This window comes from Kitasatospora sp. McL0602 (assembly GCF_052076145.1).
Classification (GTDB): domain Bacteria; phylum Actinomycetota; class Actinomycetes; order Streptomycetales; family Streptomycetaceae; genus Kitasatospora.
Window position 1 is genome coordinate 4378426 of sequence record NZ_CP197246.1, and the last position, 25460, is coordinate 4403885.

General features: G+C 72.7%; 27 protein-coding genes. 19 read left to right on the forward strand and 8 right to left on the reverse strand.

Annotated features, from left to right (window positions below; genetic code table 11):
• Positions 1–68 precede the first annotated feature (68 nt).
• From ACR68M_RS19970 to ACR68M_RS19985, 4 genes are all read left to right on the forward strand, one after another.
• Positions 69–326: a hypothetical protein gene (locus ACR68M_RS19970; RefSeq protein WP_441245473.1), complete on the forward strand. Its 258-nt coding sequence runs from the start codon at positions 69–71 to the stop codon at positions 324–326.
• The gene (locus ACR68M_RS19975; protein ID WP_441245474.1) at positions 323–1630 is read left to right on the forward strand and encodes a WXG100 family type VII secretion target; all 1308 of its coding nucleotides are present in this window, start codon (positions 323–325) and stop codon (positions 1628–1630) included. The genes ACR68M_RS19970 and ACR68M_RS19975 overlap by 4 nt, the downstream gene beginning before the upstream one ends.
• Before the next feature lie 43 nt (positions 1631–1673).
• Positions 1674–2201 (forward strand): LppU/SCO3897 family protein, encoded by a 528-nt coding sequence (locus tag ACR68M_RS19980; RefSeq protein ID WP_441245475.1) that lies wholly within the window; start codon positions 1674–1676, stop codon positions 2199–2201.
• A 61-nt stretch (positions 2202–2262) separates the two neighbouring features.
• Entirely contained in the window at positions 2263–3267 is a 1005-nt protein-coding gene (locus ACR68M_RS19985; RefSeq protein WP_441245476.1) for a cytochrome c oxidase assembly protein, read from the forward strand.
• Between the two features lie 20 nt (positions 3268–3287).
• Here the strand turns inward: ACR68M_RS19985 and ACR68M_RS19990 are convergent, their stop codons facing one another.
• The 4 genes from ACR68M_RS19990 to ACR68M_RS20005 all read right to left on the reverse strand — a co-directional run bounded on the left by ACR68M_RS19990 (position 3288) and on the right by ACR68M_RS20005 (position 6747).
• Entirely contained in the window at positions 3288–4874 is a 1587-nt protein-coding gene (locus ACR68M_RS19990; protein ID WP_441245477.1) for an LCP family protein, read from the reverse strand.
• On the reverse strand, positions 4867–5370 hold the full coding sequence (locus ACR68M_RS19995) for a DUF6542 domain-containing protein (RefSeq protein WP_441245478.1): 504 nt from the start codon (positions 5368–5370) through the stop codon (positions 4867–4869). The genes ACR68M_RS19990 and ACR68M_RS19995 overlap by 8 nt, the downstream gene beginning before the upstream one ends.
• A 57-nt stretch (positions 5371–5427) precedes the next feature.
• Positions 5428–6183, reverse strand: coding sequence for an alpha/beta fold hydrolase (locus ACR68M_RS20000; protein ID WP_441245479.1), 756 nt, complete (start codon positions 6181–6183; stop codon positions 5428–5430).
• A gap of 111 nt (positions 6184–6294) precedes the next feature.
• Positions 6295–6747, reverse strand: coding sequence for an N-acetyltransferase family protein (locus ACR68M_RS20005; RefSeq protein WP_441245480.1), 453 nt, complete (start codon positions 6745–6747; stop codon positions 6295–6297).
• A 169-nt stretch (positions 6748–6916) separates the two neighbouring features.
• On the opposite strand from ACR68M_RS20005, the gene ACR68M_RS20010 reads away from it, so the two are divergent.
• From ACR68M_RS20010 to ACR68M_RS20030, 5 genes are all read left to right on the forward strand, one after another.
• Positions 6917–7873, forward strand: coding sequence for a Ppx/GppA phosphatase family protein (locus tag ACR68M_RS20010; protein WP_441245481.1), 957 nt, complete (start codon positions 6917–6919; stop codon positions 7871–7873).
• A gap of 483 nt (positions 7874–8356) precedes the next feature.
• Positions 8357–9166, forward strand: coding sequence for a sugar phosphate isomerase/epimerase family protein (locus tag ACR68M_RS20015; protein WP_441251657.1), 810 nt, complete (start codon positions 8357–8359; stop codon positions 9164–9166).
• Positions 9167–9231: 65 nt separating this feature from the next.
• The gene (locus ACR68M_RS20020; protein WP_441245482.1) at positions 9232–9996 is read left to right on the forward strand and encodes a class I SAM-dependent methyltransferase; all 765 of its coding nucleotides are present in this window, start codon (positions 9232–9234) and stop codon (positions 9994–9996) included.
• Positions 9997–10103: 107 nt separating this feature from the next.
• Positions 10104–11948 (forward strand): dihydroxy-acid dehydratase, encoded by a 1845-nt coding sequence (gene ilvD, locus ACR68M_RS20025; RefSeq protein ID WP_441245483.1) that lies wholly within the window; start codon positions 10104–10106, stop codon positions 11946–11948.
• 86 nt (positions 11949–12034) lie between these two features.
• Complete coding sequence (locus ACR68M_RS20030; RefSeq protein ID WP_441245484.1) at positions 12035–12529, forward strand: hypothetical protein; 495 nt, start codon at positions 12035–12037, stop codon at positions 12527–12529.
• Positions 12530–12539: 10 nt separating this feature from the next.
• Here the strand turns inward: ACR68M_RS20030 and ACR68M_RS20035 are convergent, their stop codons facing one another.
• Together ACR68M_RS20035 and ACR68M_RS20040 are read right to left on the reverse strand one after the other, a co-directional pair.
• Positions 12540–13757, reverse strand: a complete 1218-nt coding sequence (locus tag ACR68M_RS20035; RefSeq protein WP_441245485.1) for an SCO2583/SCO2584 N-terminal domain-containing protein — start codon at positions 13755–13757, stop codon at positions 12540–12542.
• Positions 13758–13869: 112 nt separating this feature from the next.
• Positions 13870–14301 (reverse strand): hypothetical protein, encoded by a 432-nt coding sequence (locus tag ACR68M_RS20040; protein ID WP_441245486.1) that lies wholly within the window; start codon positions 14299–14301, stop codon positions 13870–13872.
• A 208-nt stretch (positions 14302–14509) separates the two neighbouring features.
• Here ACR68M_RS20040 and proC point away from each other — a divergent pair, with 208 nt between their 5' ends.
• From proC to ACR68M_RS20090, 10 genes are all read left to right on the forward strand, one after another.
• Positions 14510–15328, forward strand: coding sequence for a pyrroline-5-carboxylate reductase (proC, locus tag ACR68M_RS20045; protein ID WP_441245487.1), 819 nt, complete (start codon positions 14510–14512; stop codon positions 15326–15328).
• A 28-nt stretch (positions 15329–15356) separates the two neighbouring features.
• Entirely contained in the window at positions 15357–16010 is a 654-nt protein-coding gene (locus ACR68M_RS20050; RefSeq protein WP_441245488.1) for an HAD family hydrolase, read from the forward strand.
• Positions 16011–16100: 90 nt separating this feature from the next.
• Positions 16101–17318, forward strand: coding sequence for an MFS transporter (locus ACR68M_RS20055; protein WP_441245489.1), 1218 nt, complete (start codon positions 16101–16103; stop codon positions 17316–17318).
• A gap of 31 nt (positions 17319–17349) precedes the next feature.
• Positions 17350–18534 carry an acetoin utilization protein AcuC gene (locus ACR68M_RS20060; RefSeq protein ID WP_441245490.1) on the forward strand — a complete coding sequence of 395 codons (1185 nt, stop codon included), beginning with the start codon at positions 17350–17352 and terminating at the stop codon, positions 18532–18534.
• Entirely contained in the window at positions 18531–19334 is an 804-nt protein-coding gene (locus ACR68M_RS20065) for a phosphatase (protein ID WP_441245491.1), read from the forward strand. The genes ACR68M_RS20060 and ACR68M_RS20065 overlap by 4 nt, the downstream gene beginning before the upstream one ends.
• 117 nt (positions 19335–19451) lie before the next feature.
• Entirely contained in the window at positions 19452–19661 is a 210-nt protein-coding gene (locus ACR68M_RS20070) for a helix-turn-helix domain-containing protein (RefSeq protein ID WP_280696416.1), read from the forward strand.
• Between the two features lie 165 nt (positions 19662–19826).
• The gene (locus ACR68M_RS20075) at positions 19827–19892 is read left to right on the forward strand and encodes a 30S ribosomal protein bS22 (RefSeq protein WP_435842771.1); all 66 of its coding nucleotides are present in this window, start codon (positions 19827–19829) and stop codon (positions 19890–19892) included.
• Between the two features lie 175 nt (positions 19893–20067).
• Positions 20068–21111, forward strand: a complete 1044-nt coding sequence (locus ACR68M_RS20080; RefSeq protein WP_441245492.1) for an NAD-dependent epimerase/dehydratase family protein — start codon at positions 20068–20070, stop codon at positions 21109–21111.
• Between the two features lie 7 nt (positions 21112–21118).
• Positions 21119–22126, forward strand: a complete 1008-nt coding sequence (locus ACR68M_RS20085; protein ID WP_441245493.1) for a lysophospholipid acyltransferase family protein — start codon at positions 21119–21121, stop codon at positions 22124–22126.
• Positions 22127–22217: 91 nt separating this feature from the next.
• Complete coding sequence (locus ACR68M_RS20090; RefSeq protein WP_441245494.1) at positions 22218–22877, forward strand: zinc ribbon domain-containing protein; 660 nt, start codon at positions 22218–22220, stop codon at positions 22875–22877.
• 56 nt (positions 22878–22933) lie between these two features.
• Here ACR68M_RS20090 and ACR68M_RS20095 read toward each other — a convergent pair whose 3' ends face one another.
• Both ACR68M_RS20095 and ACR68M_RS20100 read right to left on the reverse strand, forming a co-directional pair.
• The gene (locus ACR68M_RS20095) at positions 22934–24136 is read right to left on the reverse strand and encodes a DUF5667 domain-containing protein (protein ID WP_441245495.1); all 1203 of its coding nucleotides are present in this window, start codon (positions 24134–24136) and stop codon (positions 22934–22936) included.
• Between the two features lie 238 nt (positions 24137–24374).
• Positions 24375–25232, reverse strand: coding sequence for an ECF subfamily RNA polymerase sigma factor, BldN family (locus ACR68M_RS20100; RefSeq protein ID WP_441245496.1), 858 nt, complete (start codon positions 25230–25232; stop codon positions 24375–24377).
• Between the last annotated feature and the right edge of the window lie 228 nt (positions 25233–25460).

Sequence of the window (25460 nt, forward strand, 5' to 3'; positions counted from 1 at the left end):
AGGCAACAGCCATGGGGGATCAGGGGTTTCGGGTGGATCCCGGAGCTTTGGGCAGGTATGCGTCGGTGGTGGGGGAGCAGAGCGGCCAGCTATCGCAGGCCAGTTCAGCCGTCTCCGGCATCTCGCTCTCGGGGAGCGCGTTCGGCCACCTGCCGAACGCGGGCCACCTGCACCAGATGTACAGCGAGCACGCCGACGCCAACCGGAAGAACCTCGCCGACCTGGTCGACGCGATGAACCAGACGGCGAGCGGGCTCACCAGCACGGCCCAGAACTACGCCCAGCACGACCAGCAGCTCAGCGAGGGTCTCGGGGGTGCCCGATGAGCGCCGTCTACGGACCCCCGAGCGACGCCTACGGGTGGACCCGGGCGGCCTGCCCGGCCGCGCCCGCACCGCTCAAGCCCGCCGCGCTGCCCGACAAGAGCGGCCTGACCGGCTGGCTCGACCACAACGTCGAGCACGCGCTCAAGGCGAGCGGTCTGATGCACTACCTGGAGAAGGTCACCGGTGACCTCGACGGGCTGAACGCCGCCGCCGAGGAGTGGCAGGCCCAGGCCAGAGCCGTCCAGAACGTCGCCGAGCAGCTCCGGGCCGAGTGCGGGCCGCTCGCCCAGCAGTGGGAGGGGAACGCCTCCGACGCGTTCGGCCGCCACATGGGCGAGGTCGTCGAGGCGCTCGACTCCACGGCCGACGGCATGTACCAGACCGCCCAGATCATCAGCCAGGCCGCGCAGATGTGCGCGGTGGCCGAGGGCATGGTCATCGAGATCATCAGCGAGGCGATCGAGGCCCTGGTCGCGTCGCTCGCCGTCGAGGCCGTGGTCACCGTGCTGACGCTGGGCCTCGGCGCCATCGCCGGCGCCATGCTCGACGCGGCCGAGATCGCCGGCTTCATCGCCCGGGTCGCCCGGGTCTCCGAGGAACTGGCCCAGAACCTGGAGAAGCTGGTCGACGCGCTCAAGGAGCTGAGTACGGCGGTCAAGGCCGTCCGCAGCCTCCGGGACGCGAAGACCGCCCTCGCGGCGGTGAAGGACGTGAAGACCGCGTTCAAGAGCATCCGCGAGATGGAGGAGGGCGGCGAGGGCATCCTGAAGATCGCCAAGGATGCCAAGGAGGCCCGTTCGCTCGACGGCGTCGCGGCGAAGGTCGGGGACTACGCGGCCCGTCAGGTCGCCAAGAAGGCCGACGAGAAGGCCACCGAGTGGGCGCACGACGAGTTCAAGCAGGTGTTCTTCGGCGACGACGCGAAGGACTCCGCCGACGACAGCGGGCGGGTCGGCATCGTCCGGGGCGAGGACGGCAAGGTCAAGGTCGGGGCCTCCGCCTGGGCCTCCGCCAAGAGCTTCGGCGGCGCGATGGGCACGTCGGCTGCGGACGTCGCCAAGGACGCCGCGAAGGACGACGTGGCGGTCGGTGCCTACGAGGGCGAGGCCGGGCACCTGCTCGGTCGCACGGGCTTCGGGGACATCCCCGCCCAGGCCGGGCACCTGCTCGGCGACAACTTCGCCGGACACGCGGCGGAGCACTTCCTGGCGGGCAACGAGCACGTGAAGACCGTGACGGAGGCGGAGCACGACCCCGCGCCGTACCGCGTCGACAAGGGCCGGATCGAGCAGGCCTTCGGGTGATCCCGCCTCGCGCCGCCGTCCACCAGCACTATCGGGGAAGCCGATGACCACACCACCGCCCGGCTACGGCTACGGCCAGCCGCAGATGGGCCCGCCCTCGGGCCCGATGTTCACGCCGCAGCAGGGCCCGCAGGCGCAGCAGCCGGGGTTCGGCATGCCGCCGGGGCAGCCGTACGGGCAGCTGTACAGCCCGCCGACGCCTCCGGCGGAGGAGAAGAAGAAGCCCGCCTGGAGGACGCGGCTCTTCCTCACGATCCTCATCGGCGTGCCGGTGGCCCTGGGTGGGTTCGGCATCTGGGCCTTCCTCTTCGGCGGGAGCGAGGGCCCGCTGACCGGGAACTGCGTGGTCTACCAGGCCGCGCCCGGCACCAAGGCGACCGAGCCGAAGGTCGTGCGGTGTTCGTCTCCCACGGCGAACGCGATCGTCATCAAGCGGTACGACCACTTCTCCACCCTCCAGAGCTGTGACAAGGTGCCGGGCACCATCGGCAGCTACCACGGCAACTACCGCAGCAAGGGCAAGCGCTACAACTACCTCGACTGCTTCGGCACGCACACGCCGGGCAAGTAGCCCTCGGCGAGGCTCCGGCCGGCCCGGTGTCACAATCGGTGGGCTGGCCGGAGTCGAGGGTGTGGTGGGTGTGAAGTACGGGATGCCGCCGGAGTGGATGCCGAGCCGGGTGTTCACCGAATGGCAGCCGGAGCCGGTGGTGACGCTGCTGGCGGTGCTCGGGCTGGCGGGCTACCTGACCGGGTTGGTGCGGATGCGCCGCCGGGGTGAGGCGTGGGCGCCGGGGCGGACGGGGGCGTTCGTCGCCGGGGTGCTGCTCTGGGTCTTCACGGTGAGCTCGGGGCTCGGGGTGTACGAGCGGATGTTCTTCACCGACCGGGCCGTGCAGGCGGTGGTGCTGCTGATGGTGGTGCCGCTGCTGCTGGCGATGGGCGCGCCCGTCACGGTGTTCGCGGAGCTGCTGGGCGCGGGCGGCCGTGCGCGGCTGCTCGCCGCGCTGCGCGGGCGGGTCTCCAAGGTGCTGATGTTCCCGCTGGTGTCGACGGTGCTGCTGGTGGTGCCGCCGTGGCTGCTGTTCTTCACGGGCTGGTACCGGCTCTCGCTCACCACCGATCTGTGGAACGTCGTCTTCCACGTCTCGTTCGTGCTGTTCGGGCTGGCGTACTTCTGGCCACGGCTCCAGCTCGACCCCGTCGGTAAGCACTACCACCCGATGATCGGCGTGGTGATCACGGTGGTCGAGGTGATCTTCGACGCCGCGCTCGGCTTCGTGCTGGTCTTCGGCTCGCACGTGCTGGTGCCGGACTACTGGGCGCAGCTGGCCCGCCCCTGGGGCATGTCGCCGGAGCTGGACCAGGCCTGGGGCGGCGCCGTCCTCTGGGGTCTGGGCGACATCGCCGGGCTGCCCTTCATGGTCGCGCTGATCGTCCGGGTGATCCGCGAGGAGCGGGCCCGTACGGCTCAGGTCGACCGCGAGCTGGACGCCCAGGAGGTGGCGCAGGTGACGGCCGCCGCCGTGGCGGTCACCGAGAACGCGGTCACCGAGCAGGCGGTCGCCGAGCCGGAGCAGCCGGAGCGCCCCTGGTGGGAGACCGACCCGAGGTTCGCCGGCCGCTACGGCAAGTAGCCCGTCGGCTCACCGGTTCACTAGTTCACGCACGGGATGCCGCCCGCCTTCACGGCGGGCCCCTGCATCGGCAGTGCGGACGGCTCCGGCTCGGCACTCCCGCTCGCGGGGGCGGTCGCCTCCGCCGTCTCGGCGGACGTGGCGGGTGCGGTGTACGAGGTGCCCAGGGTGACCACGACGTGCCCGGCCGGGGCGGCTGCGGCGGGGGTCGCGGTCACGCCGTACCGGGCCGCGACCGCCTCGGCGGCGGCTCTGCTGCCGCTGCCGTAGGCGACGGTGGTCACCTTCGGGTGGGTGGTGCCGGTGCCGATCCGGCCCTCGGCGAGGCCGAGGGCGACGAGCGCCCGGGACTCGGCAGCGGCGGCGTGCGCGACGGTGGAGGCGTTGTAGACGTCGACCGTGCCGCTGAGCAGCTCGGGGGCCGAAGTCGCAGCAGGGCTCTCGGACGGCGCGGTGGGCGGTGTGGCCGACGACGACGACGGCGGCGGTGGGCCGGCCGGGGCCGGGTCGTGGCCGGTGAGTTGGCGGACGATCCGCTTGATCAGATCGGGGTCGACGAGGTTCACGTCCTGCCCGCCGACGGTCTTGAAGCCCGTGATCGGCAGCGTGTTGAACTCGACGTTTCCGCTGGTCAGGTTGGGGGCCTGCTGGGCGAAGTCGAGGATGTTCCAGGCGCTGTCCAGCACCACGTCCTTCTTCACGACCTCGAACAGCTGCTGCATCCGCCCGAGGTCGTCGAAGATCCCCTGCTGCTTGAGCTTGTACTCGACGGAGGAGATGAACGCCTGCTGCCGGTGCGTGCGGTCGAGGTCGCCGCCGGGCAGGTTGTGCCGCTGGCGGACGAAGGAGAGTGCCTGGGCCGCGTTCAGGCTGCTGATCCCGGCGGGCAGCTTCAGGCCGGTGCCTCCTCCCTCGCGGGTGGCCGTGCGGGAGACGATCGGGTCGCTGACGGCCTTGTTGAGGCAGACCTGGATCGGCTCCAGGGCCTTGGCGATGTCGTAGAAGCCGATCAGGTTGACCTCGGCGAAGTGGTCGATCGGGATGCCCAGGAACTGCTGCACCGTCGCCAGCGTCGAGGCCCGCCCGGCCTCCCTGCTGCGGCGCTCCAGCTCGGCCTTGGCGAGGCCCTTGCCCGCGAGCTTCGACTCGGCGCGGGCCTTCGCGATCTCGTACGCCTCCTTGATCTTGTGCATCCGGCCGTCCGCGCCGACGGTCTGCACGTAGTCGTCGCGCGGGATGGACAGCGCGGTGACCTTGCCGCCGCCCGGCGGGATGTGCAGCACCATCAGGGTGTTGGTGTTGTAGCCGCCGATGTCGCTGGAGGAGCCGGCGTGCAGCTCCTCGGAGACCACCTGCGGGGGCAGGTCGTTGCCGTCCATGTCCTTGCGGCTGTCGAGGCCGATCAGCAGCAGGTTGACGGCGTTGTCCAGGCGCGGCGGCGCGCCCTGCCTGATCTGCTTCAGCGCGTCGGACTTCGTCAGGCCGTCCTCCAGCGAGTGGTACTCGTACCAGGTCAGCCCGCAGGTGCCGAACACCGCGACGGACACGGCACAGGCCAGCGAGCGGCCCGCCAGCAGCAGGGGTGAACGGCGGCGCGGGTCAGCCACGGCGCGCCCCCTCGGCCCGGCGGCCCGCCGCGCGCCGGACGGCCGCCCGGCGCAGCCGCACCAGCACCACGGCCCCGGCCGCCGCGAGCGCCGCGACCATCACCGGGAAGCCGTTCACGGCCCAGCGGACGGCGCCCGTGCCGGTCTCCTTCCAGCCCGGGTACGCGGCCGGGTTGCCCGCCAGCTCGGCGGCGGCCGTCGCGGCGAGCACCACCGGGGGCACGGCGGGCAGCACCCACCACCAGCCGGCCCGCCCGGAGACGGCAGCCGCCGCAGCGGCGCCGCAGACGGCGCAGACCGCGAAGGCCACGCCGACCCCCGGCCCGAACGCCTCGTCCACCCCGGCCCCCAGCAGCGGCAGGCCCACCAGCAGCACCGGGGCGAGCCGCCGCCCGGGGCGCGGCCCAGGGCGTGGCCGGGGGCGCCTGCCGTGGGCCGCTCCGGACTGCGGGGGGACGGTGCGCTGCCTGGTGGCTTCACTCGTGATGTCACTCACGGACTGTTAACGACCCTGCGGACCGTTGGCATCGCCCGGAGGCCGGCCGCCCCGGGGTCAGTCCTTCAGGAAGGCCTCCAGGGCGGTGGCGAAGGCGATCGGGACCTCGTGCATGGGGTAGTGGCCGGAGTTGGGGAGGACTTCGAGGTCGGCGGCCGGGTAGTGGGTGAGCCAGGTGCCCTGCATGGCCTCGGCGGAGAGGGCGAGGTCGTGCTCGCCGACGAAGACCTTGACGGGGAGGTCGGAGCCGGTGATCTCGGCGGCGAAGTCCTGGGTCGTCCAGTCGTCGAGGTAGGCGGCGAAGGCCTCCTGACGGGAGTGCGCGACGGAGCGGGCCGTCATGCTGTCCAGCCAGACGCCCGTCGCGCGGTGGCCGGTGACGAGGTCGAGGATGGCCCGCCGGTTGGCCGGCCGGGCCGGGGCGCCGTGGAAGAGCTCGTACGCCTCGCCCTCCAGCGGGTACGCAGAGGCCGGGACGGGCGCGACGCCGACCAGCTTGCGCACCCGCTGCGGGGCGTCCGCCAGGACGCGCTGCACCGCCTTGCCACCCATGCTGTGGCCGACCAGCGAGAAGCTCTCCCAACCGAGCTGGTCGGCCAGGGCCAGGGTGTCGGCAGAGATCTCCGCGAGGGTGAACTCGCCCGGTACGTCGGCGCGTTCGCCGTAGCCCCGGTAGTCGAGGAAGGCGTACCCGAACTCGGTGCCGTCCAGGTGGTCGAGGAACGACCCCCAGCCCGCTGCCGTCCCGAACCAGTCGTGCAGGGCGATGACCTTGTGCGGCCCGTCGCCGACCAGGCGGTGACTGATCGTCATGAAGTGCTCCCTGAGTGAGGTTTGCAGGGAGCTACCCCACGGCGCCCGGGGGCAATCGGCCGGGCTCGATCAGCCGGGACCGATCGGCCGGGACCGATCGGCCGGGATCGATCAGTCGGGCTGCATGTCGTAGGTGACCCACATGGTGCGGGTGGCCACCTGGTCGTACTTGCCCCGGGCCCGGTGGTTGTCGTCGGCGGTGATCCAGCGGACGACGCTCCAGCCGCGCTCGGCGGCGATCTCGCGCAGGCGGGCGAGCAGGGCGTCGACCGCGCCGCCGCCCCGGGCGGCCGGGGCGACGTACAGGTCGTCCAGGAAGCCGCCGGTGGAGCCGAGCAGCGTCCGGGTGTACGGGCGGTAGTGGGCCAGGCCGACCGGCGTTCCGGCCGGGTCGCGGACCAGCAGGCAGTTCACCTCGTGGGCCGGGTCGCCGATCCAGGACCACACCAGCTCGGCGCGGTCGTCGGGCAGCTCCACGCGGTAGAAGTCCGCGTAGCCCCGGTAGAGCTCGCGCCAGGCGGTGAAGTCCTCGGCGGTCGGCGGGGTGACGAGCCAGTCGGTCATCGGGTGTTCTCCAAGCTCGGGCCGGGGTCATGGGCAGGATCGAAGAGCGTAGCGCACGGTCAAATGGGCCCCCGGGGGCCGGTGTTGGCGGCTGGGAGGGCTGCAGTCCGGTCACAGAGTGGTGGGCGAAGGGGCTGGTGGCGGGCCGGATCGCGTAGCGTGTTCGGCTATGCGACTCGGTGTGCTCGACGTAGGTTCCAACACCGTCCACTTCCTCGTGGTGGACGCCCACCCCGGTGCTGCCCCGCTGCCCGCGTACTCGCACAAGGCCGAGCTGCGGCTCGCCGAGCTGCTCGACGCCGACGGTGCGATCACCGAGAGCGGGGTCAGCAAGCTGATCGCGATGGTCGCCTCGTCGATCAAGGTCGCCGAGGACAAGGGCGTCGTCGACCTGCTCCCGTTCGCCACCTCCGCCGTCCGCGAGGCGGCCAACGGCGAGGCGGTGCTGCGCCGGGTGGCGGAGGAGACCGGGGTCGAGCTGCGGGTGCTCTCCGGGCAGGACGAGGCCCGGCTGACCTTCCTCGCCGTCCGCCGCTGGTTCGGCTGGTCATCCGGGCGGCTGCTCAACCTCGACATCGGCGGCGGTTCGCTGGAGATCGCCTGCGGCCTGGACGAGCAGCCCGACGTCGCCTGCTCCCTGCCGCTCGGCGCGGGCCGGCTCACCGCCAGGCTGCCCGGTGACATCGCCGACCCCGACGACGTCCGTGAGCTGCGTCGCCACATCCGGGCCGAGATCGCCCACGTCGCCGGTGAGTTCGCCCGGCTCGGCGCGCCCGACCACGCCGTCGCCACCTCCAAGACCTTCAAGCAGCTGGCCAGGATGACCGGCGCCGCCGGGGGCGACGCCGGCCCGCTGGTGCCCCGCCGCCTCAGCCGGTCGGGCCTCGGCGCCTGGGTGCCCCGGCTCGCCGCGATGACGGTCGCCGAGCGGGCCCGCATCCCCGGCGTCTCCGAGGGCAGGGCGAGACAGCTGCTGGCCGGGGCGCTCGTCGCGGACGCCGCGATGGACCTCTTCGGCCTGGACGAGCTGGACATCTGTCCCTGGGCGCTGCGCGAGGGCATCATCCTGCGCCGCCTGGACACCCTGCACAGCCCCGCCGACCGCCGCCCGGCCCTTACGGGGTGACCACCTGGGTGACCACCCCCACACCTGGCCGAGGCGGGCCCCCATTCCGCCGTCCGGCCGCATACGCTGTGTCCCGTGGCGGAACCAGCGGACGAGGACAGTACGCAGGCGGGCCGCGCTGCCGGTGACGGTGACCAGAACACCGACCGGGCCGGGCAGCCGCGGGCGGCCGCTGCGCGCCGGGCCCGTGGCCCGGTCAAGGCCGTCGGCGCGATGAAGGCCGCCAAGGCCGCCCGGAAGCGGGCCGACCCGCCGAGCCCCGACCCCACGCCGAAGCTGAACCCGGCCCTGAACCCGACCCGGGCCTCCAGCCGCGCGAAGAAGGCGGTGAAGGCCGTCGGCGCGACGAAGGCAGTGAAGACCGCCAAGGCCTCGCAGGCGGTGCAGGCCGTCAAGGCCGTCAAGCGCGCGCGGGCCGGGGCCGCCCAGGCCGCGCCGCTGCTGCGCACCACCGACCGGCTGGTGCTGCCGCCGCACCCCGGGCTGCACGTGCCCGACACCAAGGTGCTGCTCTCGACCGCCTCGGTCTACCCCGAGAACACCGTCACCGCCTTCGAGCTGGCCGCCCGGCTGGGCTACGACGGCGTCGAGGTGATGGTCTGGAACGATCCGATCAGCCAGGACATCGAGGCCCTGCGGCGGCTCTCCGACGCACACCGGATGCCGATCCACGCCGTGCACGCCCCCTGCCTGCTGATCACCCAGCGGGTCTGGACGACCGACCCGTGGACGAAGCTCGTCCGGGCCCGCGCCGCCGCCGAGAAGCTCGGCGCGGACACCGTCGTGGTGCACCCGCCGTTCCGCTGGCAGCGGCAGTACGCCCGGGACTTCGTCGCGGGCATCGGCCGGATGGCGGGGGAGACGGACGTCCGCTTCGCGGTCGAGAACATGTACCCCTGGCGCTACCGCGACCGCGAGGTGCTCGCGTACGCGCCCGGCTGGGACGTCACCGACGAGGAGTACCGGCACTTCACCATCGACCTCTCGCACGCCTCCACCTCCCGGGTCGACGCCCTCGGCATGGTCGACCGGATGGGCGACCGACTCGCCCACATCCACCTCGCCGACGGCTCCGGCTCCGGCAAGGACGAACACCTCATCCCCGGCCGGGGCAGCCAGCCCTGCGCCGAGCTGCTGGAACGCCTGGCCCGCACCGGCTTCGGCGGCCACGTCGTCCTGGAGGTCAACACCCGCCGGGCCACCTCCCCGGCGGAGCGCGAGGCCGACCTCGCCGAGGCCCTCGCCTTCACCCGCCTCCACCTGCACACCCGCGCCCGGCACGCCCGGACCTGACCCTGGCCCCGAGGGGCCGGCCAGTTGCGTGAAGTTACCCTTGATCTTCCAGCCAAGGGGGACACATGACGGACATTCACCAGCAGCACGCCGACTCCTTCGGTGCGGTCGCCGCCGAGTACGACGCGGCCCGCCCCTCCTACCCCGACGCGCTGTTCGACGAGATCGAGCGCCTCGCCGGGCGCCCGCTGGCGGGCGCGGACGTGCTGGACGTCGGAGCGGGCACCGGCATCGCCACCCGCCTGCTGGCCGCCCGGGGCGCCAGGGTCGTCGCGGTCGAGCCGAGCGCGGGCATGGCCGCCCAGCTGCATGCCGTCAGCCCCGGCCTGCCGCTGGTCAAGGCGACGGGCGACGAGCTGCCCTTCCACGACGGCACGGCCGACCTGATCACCTACGCCCAGGCCTTCCACTGGACGGACCCGGACCGCTCCATCCCCGAGGCGATCCGCGTCCTGCGGCCCGGCGGCTCGCTCGCCCTCTGGTGGAACCTCAAGGACCGGGACGCCGCGTGGGTGAAGGCCCAGGAGAGCCGGCTCGCGGCCACCCTGCCCTCGTACCACTACTACGGCACGATGCTCAACGTCACCGGCCCGCTCGACGCGTACGACCTGCGGCTCGGCACCGCCGTGCTGCACTGGGAGCGCACGGTCACGGTGGAGAGCGCGATCACCGACCTGCGCTCCAAGTCGTACTTCGCCGTGGCCGAGCCCGAGCTGCGCGAGCGGGTGCTGGAGCAGGAGCGGGCGGCGCTGCTGGCCGAATTCCCGGACGGGCTGCTGCGCGAGCCGTACCGGCTGGACCTCGCGGTCGCGACCACGCCCACGGCCTGACCGCATCGCGGACGGAGCGTCCGGCGGCTGGACGACGGGCGTAGGCTCGGAAGCCGACGGCGGCCTCCTCAAGCCGCCGCGAGCAGCCTCCGAAGGAGTGGAGCACAGTGCCCGAGCTGAAGTCCCGTACGGTCACCCACGGTCGCAACATGGCAGGCGCCCGCGCGCTTCTTCGGGCCGCCGGGGTAGCCCGCGAGGACTTCGGGAAGCCGATCATCGCGGTGGCGAACTCCTTCACCGAGTTCGTGCCGGGCCACACCCACCTCCAGCCGGTCGGCCGGATCGTCTCCGAGGCGATCCAGGCCGCGGGCGGCATCCCGCGCGAGTTCAACACCATCGCGGTCGACGACGGCATCGCGATGGGCCACCACGGGATGCTCTACTCGCTGCCCTCGCGTGAGCTGATCGCCGACAGCGTCGAGTACATGGTCAGTGCGCACTGCGCCGACGCGCTGATCTGCATCTCCAACTGCGACAAGATCACCCCCGGCATGATGATGGCCGCGCTGCGCCTCAACATCCCCGTGGTGTTCGTCTCCGGCGGCCCGATGGAGGCCGGCCAGGCGACGCTGGTGGACGGCACCGTCCGCAAGCTCGACCTGGTCAACGCGATCTCCGACGCGGTCAACGAGAACGTGTCGGACGAGGACATCGCGATCATCGAGGAGAACGCCTGCCCGACCTGCGGGTCGTGCTCGGGCATGTTCACCGCCAACTCGATGAACTGCCTGGCCGAGGCGATCGGCCTGGCGCTGCCCGGCAACGGCTCGGTGCTCGCCACCCACACCGCCCGCAAGGACCTCTACCAGGCCGCCGGGCGCACCATCGTCGACATCACCCGGCGGCACTACTTCGAGGACGACGAGTCCGTCCTGCCGCGCAACATCGCCACCCGTGCCGCGTTCGAGAACGCCATGGCGCTGGACATCGCGATGGGCGGCTCCACCAACACGATCCTGCACCTGCTGGCGGCGGCGCAGGAGGCGGAGCTGGACTTCGACATGCGGGCGATCGACGCGATCTCGCGCCGGGTGCCGTGTCTGTCGAAGGTCGCGCCGAACGGCAAGTACTACATGGAGGACGTCCACCGCGCCGGTGGCATCCCGGCCATCCTCGGTGAGCTCCACCGGGGCGGGCTGCTGCGCGAGGACGTGCACACCGTGCACTCGCCCTCGCTCACCGAGTGGCTCAAGACCTGGGACATCCGCGGCGGCTCGGCGTCGCCGGAGGCGGTGGAGATGTTCCACGCCGCGCCCGGCTGCGTCCGCTCCGCGACGGCGTTCTCGCAGTCCGAGCGGTGGGAGTCGCTGGACACCGACGCCGCTGGGGGCTGCATCCGCAGTGTGGAGCACGCCTACTCGGTGGAGGGCGGTCTGGCGGTGCTGTACGGGAACCTCGCCGAGGACGGCTGCATCGTCAAGACCGCCGGCGTCGACGAGTCGATCTGGCAGTTCAGCGGCCCGGCCGTGGTGCTGGAGTCGCAGGAGGACGCGGTCGACGCGATCCTCACCAAGCGGGTCAAGGAGGGCGACGTCGTCGTCATCCGCTACGAGGGCCCCAAGGGCGGCCCCGGCATGCAGGAGATGCTCTACCCGACGTCGTTCCTCAAGGGCCGGGGTCTGGGCAAGGCCTGTGCGCTGATCACCGACGGCCGGTTCTCCGGCGGCACCTCCGGCCTCTCCATCGGCCACGCCTCGCCCGAGGCCGCGTCCGGGGGCACCATCGCCCTCGTCCAGGACGGCGACACCATCTCCATCGACATCCCCGGCCGCACCGTCAGCCTGGACGTCACCTTCGAGGAGCTGCACGAGCGCCGCCTCAAGCTGGAGGCCGAAGGCGGCTACCAGCCCAAGAACCGGGTCCGTCCCGTCAGCGCCGCCCTCAAGGCCTACGCCGCGATGGCCACCTCCGCCGACAAGGGCGCCGTCCGCGACGTCAGCAAGCTCGGCTGACGCATTTACTGCGCGCGAAGGAGTCGTCCCCGCCCGGGGACGGCTCCTTCGCCGTTCCACGGGGGTGCCAGGTGATAATCGACAGCGTGATTGAGCAGAGCGCCCCCCGCAGCCGGCCCGCCGGAGCCCCCGAACCCGAGCCGATCCGCTGGTTCGGCACCAGCTGGGTCGAGCGCGGCACCGACTACCGGCTGCGCCGCGTGGTCGTCCCGATCGGCGCGCTGGTCGCGGCGGCGGCCGTCGCCGTGGTGCTGCGCTTCGGCGTCGGCGGCGTCAAGATCTCCGAGGCGGGCGGCTTCGTCTACGGCCTGCTCGTCGCCGCCATCGCCGTCTGCTCCTGCCTGGCGGCGCTGCGGATGTGGAAGCTGCTCACCGAGGGCAGGGACAACCTGACCGGCTGGATGGCCGAGGACAAGTCCCTCGGCGCGGTCTGGGCGATCGGCTGCGTCGGCGCCCTGCTCGCCTACTTCGTCCGCAGCCTGGTCGAAGCCCCCGGCGAGGCCGTCAAGCGGGCGAGCTACGACCAGGCCACGGCCTCGTACGAGCGCCGCGAGGCCAAGCGCGGCAAGCGCAAGCGCTGACGCCGGGCCGTCAGACCCGCGAGGCGGTGCCGCACTTGGCGTCCGGGTCCACGGTGAGCGGCTTGGAGTGGTCGTACGGGTCCGACGGGGCGCCCTGGGCCGTCGGCATGGAGTCGCCGAAGGTGTACTTGGGGAAGTCCGGGTGCAGGAAGCCGTCGTCGTCGTTGCAGGCTGCGCCCGCGCCGTCGCTGCTCCCGTGCTGCATGTAGATCTTGTTCGAGTCCACCCGGTAGTGCGCGGGGTCGTAAAAACGGAAGTCGATGGCGCGCCGCTCGATCACGCGGGCGGTCCAGGTACTACCGGTCGGGTGCGAGTCGGTGCCCGGCCGGACCGGGTAGACGAAGGTGTAGTCGGTGTGGACGAGCAATCCGTCCTCCCCGTCGCCCTCGAGCTTCGTCCAGCCCTGGACCTTCACCGTCGAGCCGACCAGCGCCGCCTCCTGCGGGGCGATCCGGGTGAGCCAGCCGAGCGGGTTGTCGTCCTTGTCGTGCTTGGCGAGGGCGGCCGCCAGGTTGGCCTGCGCCTTGCTGTTCAGCAGGTCGAGGGCGGCTTGCGGGGAGCCTCCGGCGATCACGGCCGGGTCGAGGTTGGTGGCGATCAGGTAGTCCTTGACGAGCTGGAGCCGGGTCGCGACCTGGTCCGCGTCGAAGGCACCGACGGCCTGAGCCTGCGGCAGCACGATCGCCGAGGCCCCGGCGGGCCAGTCGGCGGCGGGGGAGCCGGCCCAGGGGTGGTCCACGGTGGGCGTGTCGTCGGCCACCGCCGGCGGCGCTGCCGTGGGAGCGGCGGTCTCGGGCGCGGCGGTGTGGGTCGGCTTCGCGGCGGGCTTGGCGGCCGACGGCGCGGCGGTCGTGGTGTCGGAGTCCGTGCCGAAGTGGACGGCGTACCAGCTGTGCAGCCGACCGACGTTGAGCGCGGCCAGGGTGACGGCTACCGCGAGCACCACGAACAGCGGGGTCTGCCAGCTGCGCCTGCGCTTGCGGCGCCCCCAGGGGTCCACCACCTTCGCCCTCCGGCCGAACCGGCGGCGCCGGATCTCGGTCGGCGGGCGCCACTGCTCGGCCTCCGGAGGTTGAGCCCGCCAACGGGCGCCGAGCATCCGCGCACGGGCTGACTGCTCCTTCTCGGTGGCGGCCCGGACGAAGTCCTCGTCGAGGACGAGACCCTCGAAGGGGTCGTGCTCGGGCTCCTTCGCGGGGCGGGCATCTGGATCTTCGGCGATCGGCACGCGGACAGTATGCAGAGCTGCGCGGACACACTCAGAGGCAGGGCATCCGAATGCGGAGGACCGGTGAACCTTCCGTACCGGTACCTCCGCTTTCGCCCTGCGCGGCCCGGGGCTAACTGCTCTTCCTGGCCCGCTTCACCGAGCCGACGACACCGGCCACCACCAGCAGCAGGCCCGCCGGGAGCAGCGAGGTGAACAGCGCCCCGAAGAGGCCCCAGCTGCCGAGCAGCGTCAGCGCCAGCGTGTTCAGCACCAACAGCGCCCCGGCGGCCGGCAGTGCCGACTCCCAGGGGTGGGCCTCGGCCCAGCGCTGCAGCCGCCGGTCGCCGTGCTCGCGCATCCGGCCGCCGACGGTGCCCACCAGGAAGAAGAAGAACAGTGCCAGCCCGACCGGCCCCGCCAGGATGTCGGTCGACCAGTGCCCGGTGATCAGGTCGATCCCGAGCGCGGCGCCGCCGACCACCGCCCCGACGCCGGCAGCGGTCTTCCACGGCCCGAGCGTCGCCGATGCGACGGCGAGCTGCCGGCTTTCACTCCGCGACAAATCTCCGTGTCCCATGCCTCCACGGTGCTCCGCCCGGCCCCCCGAAGCCATAGGGGCTGCCCCTGAGTTTCCCCTGACCCGCCCTGGGCCTTTCTGAGGGGCGGCAGTTGCGGACGCACAAGCCCCGACCACACCGTGGACGTGCCCGCGCGGGCGGCGGCGCCGGTGCGAGGATGACGGCACGTACGTCACGTAAGGAGCCGTCGCCATGCCTCAGACCGGACAGAAGATCGCCTTCCTCGGCACCGGCAAGATCGGCGAGGCCCTGCTCTCGGGCCTGCTGCGGGCGGGCACCGACCCGGCGGACGTGCTCGTCACCACCCGCCGGCCCGAGCGGGCCGCCGAGCTGACCGGGCGCTACGGCGTCACGGTGGTCTCCAACGCCGAGGCCGCGAAGCTCGCCGACACGCTGATCCTGGCCGTGAAGCCGCAGGACATGGGCACCCTGCTGGACGAGCTGGCCCCGCACGTCGGCGCCGACCGGCTGGTCATCTCGGCGGCGGCGGGCATCCCGACGGCCTGGTTCGAGGAGCGGCTCGCGGCGGGTACGCCGGTGGTGCGGGTGATGCCCAACACACCGGTGCTGGTGGACGAGGGCATGAGCGTGATCTCCGGCGGTTCGCACGCCGGGGAGGTGCACCTGGAGCGCGCCGAGGCGATCTTCCGCTCGGTCGGCAAGGCGCTGCGGCTGCCCGAGTCGCAGCAGGACGCGGCCACCGCGCTGAGCGGCTCCGGCCCGGCGTACTTCTACTTCCTGGTCGAGGCGATGACGGATGCGGGCATCCTGCTCGGCCTGCCCCGGAACGTGGCGCACGACCTGATCGTGCAGTCGGCGATCGGCGCCTCGGTCATGCTGCGGGACTCCGGCGAGCACCCGGTGAAGCTCCGCGAGGCCGTCACCTCCCCGGCGGGCACCACCATCGCCGCCATCCGCGAACTGGAGAACCACGGCGTCCGGGCTGCTCTGCTCGGAGCACTGGAAGCAGCCCGGGACCGCTCCCGCGAGCTCGCCTCCGGCGGTAAGTAGCCCCTGGGGCCCCAAGTAGCCTGGCGCCATGCGCTACGACCTGGTGATCTTCGACAACGACGGTGTGCTCGTGGACAGCGAGCCGATCTCCAACCGGGTGCTGGCCGGGTACCTGACCGAGTTGGGGTATCCGACCACGGTCGAGGACTCGTACCGGGACTACATGGGCTGCGCCGCGCACACCGTGCACGACGTGATCGGCGAGCGGTACGGGGCGCGGCTGCCGGAGGGCTTCGACGAGCTGTTCCACGCCCGGGTGTTCGCCGCGTTCGGGCGCGAACTCACGCCCGTCGCGGGGGCGGAGACGCTGCTGAAGGCGCTGCGGCAGCGCGGCGTGCCGTACTGCGTCGCCTCCTCCGCGCACCACGAGTGGATCAGGACGGCGCTGGATCTCACCGGTCTGCGCGGTCACCACGAGGAGGAGCGGATCTTCAGCGCGCAGGACGTCGGCGTCGGCAAGCCCGCCCCGGATCTCTTCCTGCACGCAGCCCGCAGCCTGGGCGTCGACCCTGCCCGCTGCCTGGTGGTCGAGGACAGCCGCAACGGCGTCCTCGCGGCCCGTGCGGCGGGCATGGACGTGTACGGCTACGCGGCCCTCACCGACCCGGCGAAGCTCACCGGGGCCGGTGCGACGGGCCTGCTCACCGACCTGGCCGAGGTGTTGGACCTGCTGGCGGTCTGACAATCGGTCTGGTCCAACCCCTCCCGGAAATCCGTCCGAGCACCTACGCTCTCGCCAACATCCACGTACCGGTGAGTAGCGAGGTTCGGCATGCCCGAGCAGGTCCCAGTGAAGCCGGTCCTGGTGGAGCCGGTCGCAGTGGAGCCGGTCACGCCGCGCCTGCGGCAGGCGCGGGCCGCCCTCGCCGTCAGCTTCCTGCTCCAGGGCATCACCTTCGCCGTGCTGGTCACGTGCATCCCGGAGATCCAGAAGCAGTACGGGCTGAGCGACGGCCTGCTGCCGGTCTTCCTCGCGGCCGTGCCGATCCTCGCCGGGGTCGGGTCGATCAGCTCGGAGTGGCTGGTCCGGCGGACCAGCGCCCGGACCGTTCTGCGGGTGGTCCAGCCCGCCGTCTGCCTGGCCCTGGCGGGCGCCGGGCTGGGCAGCACGCTCTGGCAACTGGCCATCGCCCTCGGCACGTTCGGCCTGCTGGTCGGCGCACTGGACGCCAGCATGAACATGCTGGGCGTCGGCCTCCAGCGCCGGTACGGGCGCAGCATCATGCTCGGCTTCCACGCCGCGTTCAGCCTCGGCGGCATCGCCGGGGCCGCGATCGCGGGCCTCGGCTCGCACTACGACCTGCACCTGCGCACGCTCTTCGGCGCCAGCGCGGCCGCCCTGATCCCCGTCGCCCTGCTGGTCGGCACCCGCTTCGCCGGCCGCGCCGAACTCGGCGACGCCGTCCGGGAGGCCGCCGAGGCCGCCGCCCGCTCGATCCCCTGGCGCCCGCTGCTGCCGCTCTGCGCGGTTATGGCCTTCGCCTACATCGCCGACGCGTCGGTCTCCAACTACAGCGTCAAGTACCTCACCGACGGCCTGGGCAGCGCGGCGGACGTCGCCAAGCTCTCCTACCTCGGCTACATGGTCGCCCTGCTGGCCGGCCGCACGGTCGGCGACCGGGCCGTCCAGCGGTACGGTGCCGCCCCGGTGGTCCGGGCCGGCGCCGCCGTCGCCGCCCTCGGCTTCGTGATCGCCGCCGCAGCGCCCGGCCCGTGGGCCGGGATCGGCGGCTTCACCGTCCTCGGCCTGGGCATCTGCGCGATCATCCCCCAGGTCTTCGCCGCCGGGGGCCGGCTCTTCCCCGCCGACTCCGACGCCGCCGTGGCCCGGCTCAACCTCTTCAACTACGTCGGCTTCCTGATCGGCTCCCCCCTCGTCGGGGCCATCGCCGACGGGGCGTCCTACCGCCTGGCGCTCCTCGCACCCGCTGTACTCGTCCTCGCGATCCTCCCCCTGACCGGTGCGTTCGGCCGATCTCCGCGCCCCTAGGTCCGTGCGTACCTGGCCTACCCTGTGAACCATGCTCAATCGCTGCGGCCTGAACCTCTTCTGGGACGAGGGCGTCACCGCGTACGACTTCGGCCCCGGCCACCCGATGGACCCGACCCGGCTGGCGCTGACGATGCGGCTGGTCGAGGCCTTCGGCCTGACCGCCGCGCCCGGCGTGAGCGTCCGCAAGGCGCCGCCCGCCGGGGACTCCACGCTGCGGCTGGTGCACACCGCCGAGTACGTCGACGCGGTGAAGCGGGTCGCCGCCGACCCGGGGCTGACGGACCAGCGGCACGGCCTCGGCACCGACGACAACTGGGCCTTCGCCGCCCAGCACAGCGCCTCGGCGCTGATCGCGGGTCAGTCGGTGGCCGCCGCCGAGGCGGTCTGGCACGGCGAGGCCGGACACGCCGTCAACTTCGCGGGCGGCCTGCACCACGCGATGCCGGACCGGGCGGCCGGCTTCTGCGTCTACAACGACGCCGCGCTCGCCGTCGCCCGGCTGCTGGAGCTGGGCGCCGAGCGGGTCGCGTACGTCGACCTGGACGTGCACCACGGCGACGGCGTGCAGCAGGCGTTCTGGGACGACCCCCGGGTGCTCACCATCTCGCTGCACGAGACCCCGGCGACGCTCTTCCCCGAGACCGGCTGGTCCACCGAGACCGGCGGCCCCCAGGCGCCCGGCTCGGCCGCCAACCTGCCGCTGCCCGCCGGGACGGGGGACGCGGGCTGGCTGCGGGCCTTCCACGCCCTGGTGCCCGAGCTGCTCGCGGCGTTCCGGCCGCAGGTGCTGGTCAGCCAGCACGGCGCGGACACCCACGCGGAGGACCCGCTCGCCCACCTCGCCGTCAGCCTGGACGCCCAGCGGCTGGCCACCGAGGCCGTGCACGAGCTGGCGCACCAGTACGCGGACGGCCGCTGGGTGGCGCTCGGCGGCGGCGGGTACGCGGTGGTCGAGGTGGTGCCCCGGGCCTGGACCCACCTGGTCGCGACCGCCGCCGGGCAGCCCGTCGACCCGGCCGCCGAGACGCCGGAGGCCTGGCGGGCGGAGGTACAGCGGCTCACCGGCCGCACCGCGCCCACCCGGATGACCGACGGCGTGACCCCGCACTGGCGGGACTTCCACGACGGCGGCTACGACCCCGGCAACCGCCTCGACCAGGCGATCCTGGCGGCCCGCCGGGCCGTCCTGCCGCACCACGGCCTGCTCCCGTGACCAGGGCGGAGCTCGTCGCGCACCTGCTGCACCGCAAGCTCGCCGGGCCCGCCGTGCCGACCAGCCGCCAGCAGAACCTGCGCAGCTACCGGCTCTTCGGCCAGGGCGACCCGGCCGCCCTGATGGGCCTGGACCCGGAGCTGCGCTGGGGCCCCGGCACGGTGCTCGAGCTGATGGCCGAACGCTGCGGCGTCCGTCCGGAGTTCTCCTACCGGCAGGGGCCGGACCGGATCGACCCGGAGCTGACGGTGGACGCCCTCGACCGGCTCGCCGGGCTGCTCCGGGCCACCGCCCGCCGCCGGGGCGCGGTGCTCGCGGGCACCGGCCACCCCGGCAGGCTCACCGGCTTCCACACCGCCCTGGCCCGCGCACTCGAGGCGGCCGGCTGCCCCCTGCTCACGCCCGCGCGGGGTGCGCGCTTCCACGAGCCCACCCCCGGCGGCCGGCTGCCCCGCACCCTGGACTACCTCGGCCCGGTCGCCGTCGTCCGGGGTCTCGACGACGGCCGCGCGCCCGTGCACACGCACTCCGCGCAGCCCGTACGGCTCGCGCTGGCCGAGTGCCGGGAGGGGCTGCCGGCCCTGGTACTGGGGGACCACGGCTGGCTCTGCGGCGCCGGGCGGCTCGGGATACCGGCGGCCGGGCTGGCCGACTCCAACGACCCGGCGCCGTTCGTCGCCGAGGCGGAGGGCACCGTCGCGGTGGCCGTCCCGGTGGACGACGGTGCGTATCCGGCTTGCTACAAGCCGCTGAGTGACTACGTACTGCAACAGGCGGATCTCGCACCGTACAAGGACTGAGCTTCCCCCTCTTCCCACTGGTACCACCCTTAACTACTCTGGGGATACACGTGTGCCGGTGGAGTCACCGGAGGGGAAGCCGGTGCCTTGCACACGGGTTAAGGGTCGGGTGAGGTCATGAGTTCCGGCGAACGCCCCCTGCAGGAGGTCGTCTTCCTGACCGTGGCGGAGGTTGCCTCGGTCATGCGGGTGTCCAAGATGACGGTGTACCGGTTGGTGCACAGCGGAGAACTGCCGGCCATCAGGGTCGGCCGCTCCTTCCGGGTCCCCGAACAGGCGGTCCACGAGTACCTCAAGGAGTCCTACGTGCGGCTCGAAAGCGCGTAGTCCACCACCGGTTTCCCACTCGTTGGGGACACGATTACGGTGCTGGGCGCACGGAAGGTAGGCTAGGCCCTCCGTCAGTCGTATGGACTCCGTCTCTCACGGGCGCGAGTCTCAGTGAGCGAGGGTTGTTCCGTGGGCTCTGTCATCAAGAAGCGTCGCAAGCGTATGGCCAAGAAGAAGCACCGCAAGCTTCTGAAGCGGACTCGCGTTCAGCGTCGCAACAAGAAGTAACACCACTCCGCCCGCTCCGGTACTACCGGGGCGGGCGTAGCTGTGTCCGGGGTCTTTCACCTTCCGTGCGGCCGACTTCGCATTCTCGGCTCCGCATTAGCGTCGCTGAAACGCCCGCACGGTACGGTGCTCGCAAGGCTTGAACAGGGCGTGTGGCCGAGGAGGGTGCAGGCAGGTGGGCAAGGTCGTGCTCGTCACAGGGGTGGCCCGACGGCTGGGCGACCGGTACGCCGCCGAGCTCGCCCGCTGCCCGGGTGTCGACCGGGTGATCGGCGTCGACGCCGGAGACCCGGAGCCCAGCCCCGGCTACACCTTCCTCCGGCTCGACCTGCGCCGCCCCACCGTCGCCCGGGTGATCGCCGAGCACGAGGTCGACACCGTCGTGCACCTCGACGTCAGCGCGGTCGGCCCCGGCGGGCGCGCCGCGGTCAAGGAACGCAACGTCATCGGCACCATGCAGCTGCTCGGCGCCTGCCAGAAGGCCCCCGGCGTGCGCCGACTGGTGGTCAAGTCCACCACCGGCGTGTACGGCTCCGCCCCGCGTGACCCGGCCGTCTTCGGCGAGCGGATGCAGCCCAAGAACCTGCCGCGCGGCGGCTTCGCCAAGGACGCCACCGAGGCCGAGGGCTACGTGCGCGGCTTCGCCCGCCGCCGCCCCGACTGCGCCGTCACCATGCTGCGGTTCGCCAACATCCTCGGCCCGGCGGGCGACACCCCGCTCGGCGAGTACTTCACGCTGCCCGTCCTGCCGACCGTGCTCGGCCACGACCCCCGGCTCCAGTTCGTCCACGAGGACGACGTGATCGAGGTGCTGCGCCTCGCCGCCGTGCCGCAGGACGACGACCGGACCCGGGCCGGCACCTTCAACGTCGCCGGCGAGGGCGTCCTACTGCTCTCCCAGTGCGCCCGGCGGCTCGGGCGGCCGACGGTGCCACTGCTCGCCCCCGCGCTCGGCCTGGTCGCCGCGCTGGCCCGGCAGGTGCGGGTCGCCGACATCTCCCCCGAGCACCTCCAGCTGCTCACCCACGGCCGGGTGGTCGACACCGCCCAGCTCCGGGACGGCTTCGGTTACCAGCCCCGGTACACCACCGCCGAGGCGTTCGCCGAGTTCGCCGCCGCCCAGTCCACCGGCCTCCTGCCGCCCGCCCGGATGGCCGCCGTGACGGACCGCCTCGGCCGGCTGCTGGGCGCCGAACACCCGTCCGCGAAGAGGAGCTGAGGCTGCGATGACCGCCGCGAGGGACCACGCCGCCGAGGCACGCGTCATCCCGATCGAGTCCGCGCCCAGCTGGCAGGGCGAGCCCGCCGGCGCCGGGATCGCCGACCGGATCGCCGAGGCCGTCGGCGGAGCCCTCGCGGGCCCGCTCGGTGCCGCCGCCGACCGAGCCCTCGGCAAGGGCTGGGAGGGCCGCGCCGCCAACGGCCTGGCCTTCCTGCGCCGCCGGATCACCGGCGACTACGAGATCGACGAGTTCGGCTTCGACCAGGAGCTGACCGAGGAGGTCATCCTCTCGCTGCTCCGCCCGATCGCCGAGAAGTACTTCCGGATCGAGGTCCGCGGCATCGAGAACATCCCGGCCGAGGGCGGCGTGCTGATCGTCTCCAACCACTCCGGGACGATCCCGCTGGACGCCGTGATGACGCAGGTCGCCATACACGACCACCACCCGCACCGCCGCCACCTGCGGATGCTCGCCGCCGACCTGGTCTTCGTCCTCCCCGGCATCGGCGAGCTGGCCCGCAAGGCCGGGCACACCCTGGCCTGCAACGAGGACGCCCAGGCCCTGCTGGAGCGCGGCGAGGTGGTCGGCGTCTGGCCCGAGGGCTTCAAGGGCATCGGCAAGCCCTTCGCCGAGCGCTACAAGCTCCAGCGGTTCGGCCGCGGCGGGTTCGTCGCCTCCGCGATCCGGGCCCAGGTGCCGATCGTGCCCTGCTCGATCGTCGGCGCCGAGGAGACGTACCCGATGATCGGCAACCTCAAGCCGCTGGCCCGGCTGCTCGGCCTGCCCTACCTGCCGATCACCCCGACCTTCCCCTGGCTCGGCCCGCTCGGCGCGCTGCCGCTGCCCACCAAGTGGATCATCCAGTTCGGCGAGCCGATCCCGACGGACAGCCACCCCAGGGAAGCCGCCGACGACCCGATGCTCGTCTTCAACCTCACCGACCAGGTCCGCGAGACGATCCAACACACCTTGTACAAACTGCTGATGCAGCGCCGCTCGGTCTTCTTCTGAGGCTTCTTCAGGGCGAACCGACCGCGCTAAATTACGCGTCGTACGGCTCGATCAGAGCCGGCAGTGAAACGCGCGTAGGGGCGGCGGAGCCATGAGCAACGAGATCTACTTCAGCAACAACTACCGTGACATGTGCGAGCAGTACGGCACCGGCGCGGGCTTCCAGTTCGAGTTCCACTGCTCGCGCTGCTCGGACACCTGGCGCTCGCCCTTCGAGGCGTTCACCACCGGCCGGGCGGCGAGCTGGGTCAGCAAGGGCGCCTCGGCGGCCTGGAGCATGCTCGGCGGCAACGGCGGCACCATCACCAACGCCGCCGACGGCCTCGCGGGCGCGACCTGGGGCAGCTCCCGGGACGCCGCCTTCCAGCGCTCCATCACTCAGGCCCAGGGCCACTTCGACCGCTGCGCCCGCTGCACCTCGTACGTCTGCGGCCGCTGCTGGAACGCCTCGCTCGGGCTCTGCCACGGCTGCGCCCCCGACACCGCCGCCGAGGCGGAGGCCTCCCGGCAGCGCGGGATGAACGACATGGCCGGGCAGCGGGCGTACGACGCGGGCCAGCAGGCCGGGCAGGCGTACGACGTCTCCGCGCCCCGGCAGCTGGTCTGCCCGCAGTGCAACCACGAGACCCACGGGTCGGCTTTCTGCGGCTCCTGCGGCTACCGGCTGGCCCAGCCGTCCGCCTGTGGCTCCTGCAACGCGCAGATCCCGGACGGGTCGGCGTTCTGCCCCAGCTGCGGCACCCGGCGCTAGCCGGGCACGCAGCAGGGGCGCGGGGGAGTCCCCCGCGCCCCTGGAGGGTGCAGCTCCTACTTGAGGGTCAGGCCCGGCAGCAGGCCCGGGAGCAGCGGCGGGATGGTCAGGCCCTGGGTGCCGTCGGGGGTGGACCCGGGGTCGGCGGACGGGGCGGTGGAGGGGGCGGCCTTCCCGGCGGGGGAGCCCGGGGCGGGTGTGGTGTTGCCTCCGACACCGCCGACGCCGCTGGTGAGCGGGTCGGTGAGGTGCTGGAGGACCGAGCCGACGCCGCCCTGCGGGGAGCCCGGGGTGGAGCCTCCGTGGCCGCTGCCGGTGTTGGCGGGAGCAGTGGGGGAGTCCGCGGTCTCGGTGCCGTTCTGCGACTCGCCCTGGGGGGCGGGGCCGGCCGTGGGGGTGCCGTGGGTCTGGTCGGCCGCCTTGCCGGGCGGCTGCTCCAGGTGCAGCGGTGCGACGTCCTCGTTCAGGTCGCCGAAGAGCCGGTCGACCTTGCTGGCCTGGGTGGTGAGCTGCGGGGGCAGCTGGCCCTGGACGGCGGCCCAACGGCCGTCCTCGCCGTCGGCGAAGGTGGCGAGCTTGCGCATGGGCGCGAGGGAGCCGTTGCTCCGGTAGACCGAGCGCAGCAACTCCCGCCCCCGGACGGCCTCGGCGTGCATGTCGTCGAGCGCACGCCGGACCTGCTCGACCGCGCCGTCGCTCAGGCCCGTGGTCGAGCCGGCCCGCCCGAGCAGGCCCTGGGCCTCCTCCAGCCGGGTGGACGCCTGGTCGAGCAGCAGGGCCCCGCGCTCGCTGTCGGAGCCCGCCCAGTCCAGGCGGAGACCCTCCAGGCTGCGCTTCATGCCGTAGAGCGGGTCCCCGGGAAGGGCGTTGGTGCTCGCGAAGGCCGCGCCGGTGAAGCTACCGACGGCAACTCCCGCCACCAGCCCGCCGATCGCCAGCCGCTTGCCCCAACGTCCGCGCCTGGCCGCGCGGAGCGCCCGGTGCCTGCGCTGCTGCGGCACCCGGGCGGTCGGGCCGCCCACCCACTCCTGCTCGAACGCCGCCATCAGCTGGGCGCGTTGGACCGACCTGGCCTCCATCGCGAGCTCGGGCTCGGGCAGGGCGCCGAGCGCCCCCGCCATGGTGAGCAGCTCCGCCAGCGCTCCTGCAGCCGAACCCGCCTCTGCGGGACCGCTGTTCGGTCCGTCATCCGTCCGGTGGGCCTCCAGCGCCTCGGCGAAGGCCTTCGCCCGCCGGTGCTCCAGCACGTTTGCCGTCACGGGCCACACCTCCCTTCGTCGTTGTCGACACCCCGGCCTGCCGGACGGTTGCCTCGGCAAGCCAAAACCACACCATCGGGTGACAGTCCCTGATCCTGCTTGACCGTTGGTCCCGTGGGGGTTTGCAAGCTGGCCAACGAGTGGAGCCCGGCGTGGGTTACGCACGACTGATCATGTGACCGCCCATTCACCCGCACGTGTCCCCGCGCGGAGGCCGTCGGTGACGGCCTGCCCGGTATCACCGGGCGTCGGGGGGCAGCAGCCGCGCCAGCGTCCGCACCGCGCGGTACTGGAGCGTCTTGATGGCGCCCTCGTTCTTGCCCATGATCCGGGCCGTCTCCGCGACCGAAAGCCCTTGCAGGAAGCGGAGCGTGACGCACTCCTGCTGCTGCGGGTTGAGCCGCCGGACGGCGTCCAGCAGGGCGGCGTTGGAGAGCGACTCCAGCACCGAGTCCTCCGGGCTGCGCTCGCACTCGTTGGAGTCGAGCATCTCGCCGGTGGTCACCTCCAGCCGGAAACGGCTGGACTTGAAGTGGTCGGCGACGAGGTTGCGGGCGATCGTCACCAGCCAGGCGCCGAAGTCCCGGCCCTGCCAGGTGAAGGTGCCGATCCGGCGCAGCGCGCGCAGGAAGGTCTCGCTGGTGAGGTCCTCGGCCGTGGCCTTGCTGCCCACCCGGTAGTAGATGTACCGGTAGACCGTGTCGGAGTAGTGGTCGTAGAGGCGCCCGAAGGCCTCGCTCTCGCCGTTCTGGGCCTTCTCGACCAGCTCCATGATCGGGTTGTGCTCGGTCTCGAAGCCGGGGCTCGGCGTCGTCCGGCTGCGGCTGCGGCCGCCGCCGACGGTGGGCCGGCTGCGGGTGCCCGCGCCGGTGCCGCCGGCCCCGGTGGTGCCGGCGCCGCTGGTCGTGGTGGAGCGCAGCAGCGGGCCCGGGGGCGGGCCGGCCGCGAAGGTGCCGCCGGCGAGGGCGGGTTGGGGGACGTACAGCTCGAACTCGCGGAGCGCGGCCCACAGTCGGTCGACGCGGGAGCGGGAGCGCAGGTTGGCGGGCGACGGGCGGGAGGTGGAGGGCGCGTCGTTCCGGACGGGTGGGTACACGGGACTCCCAGAGGCAGAACTGTGGACGGATCGCCTCCGCCTGCGCGGAGAGCACACTTCCTGACCCCCCGTCACACCGGACGTGTGGGTGGCGTGCATCCAGGAGAGAATAACGCTTTGTGCAATGACAGCTACACCCTGTGGCCGAAGTGGTCGTTTGAGATCCGCTTGTCGTGCATATTCAGCTGGAACTGACCGAGCCTGACTCCGGAAGCTCGGCTCTATGTG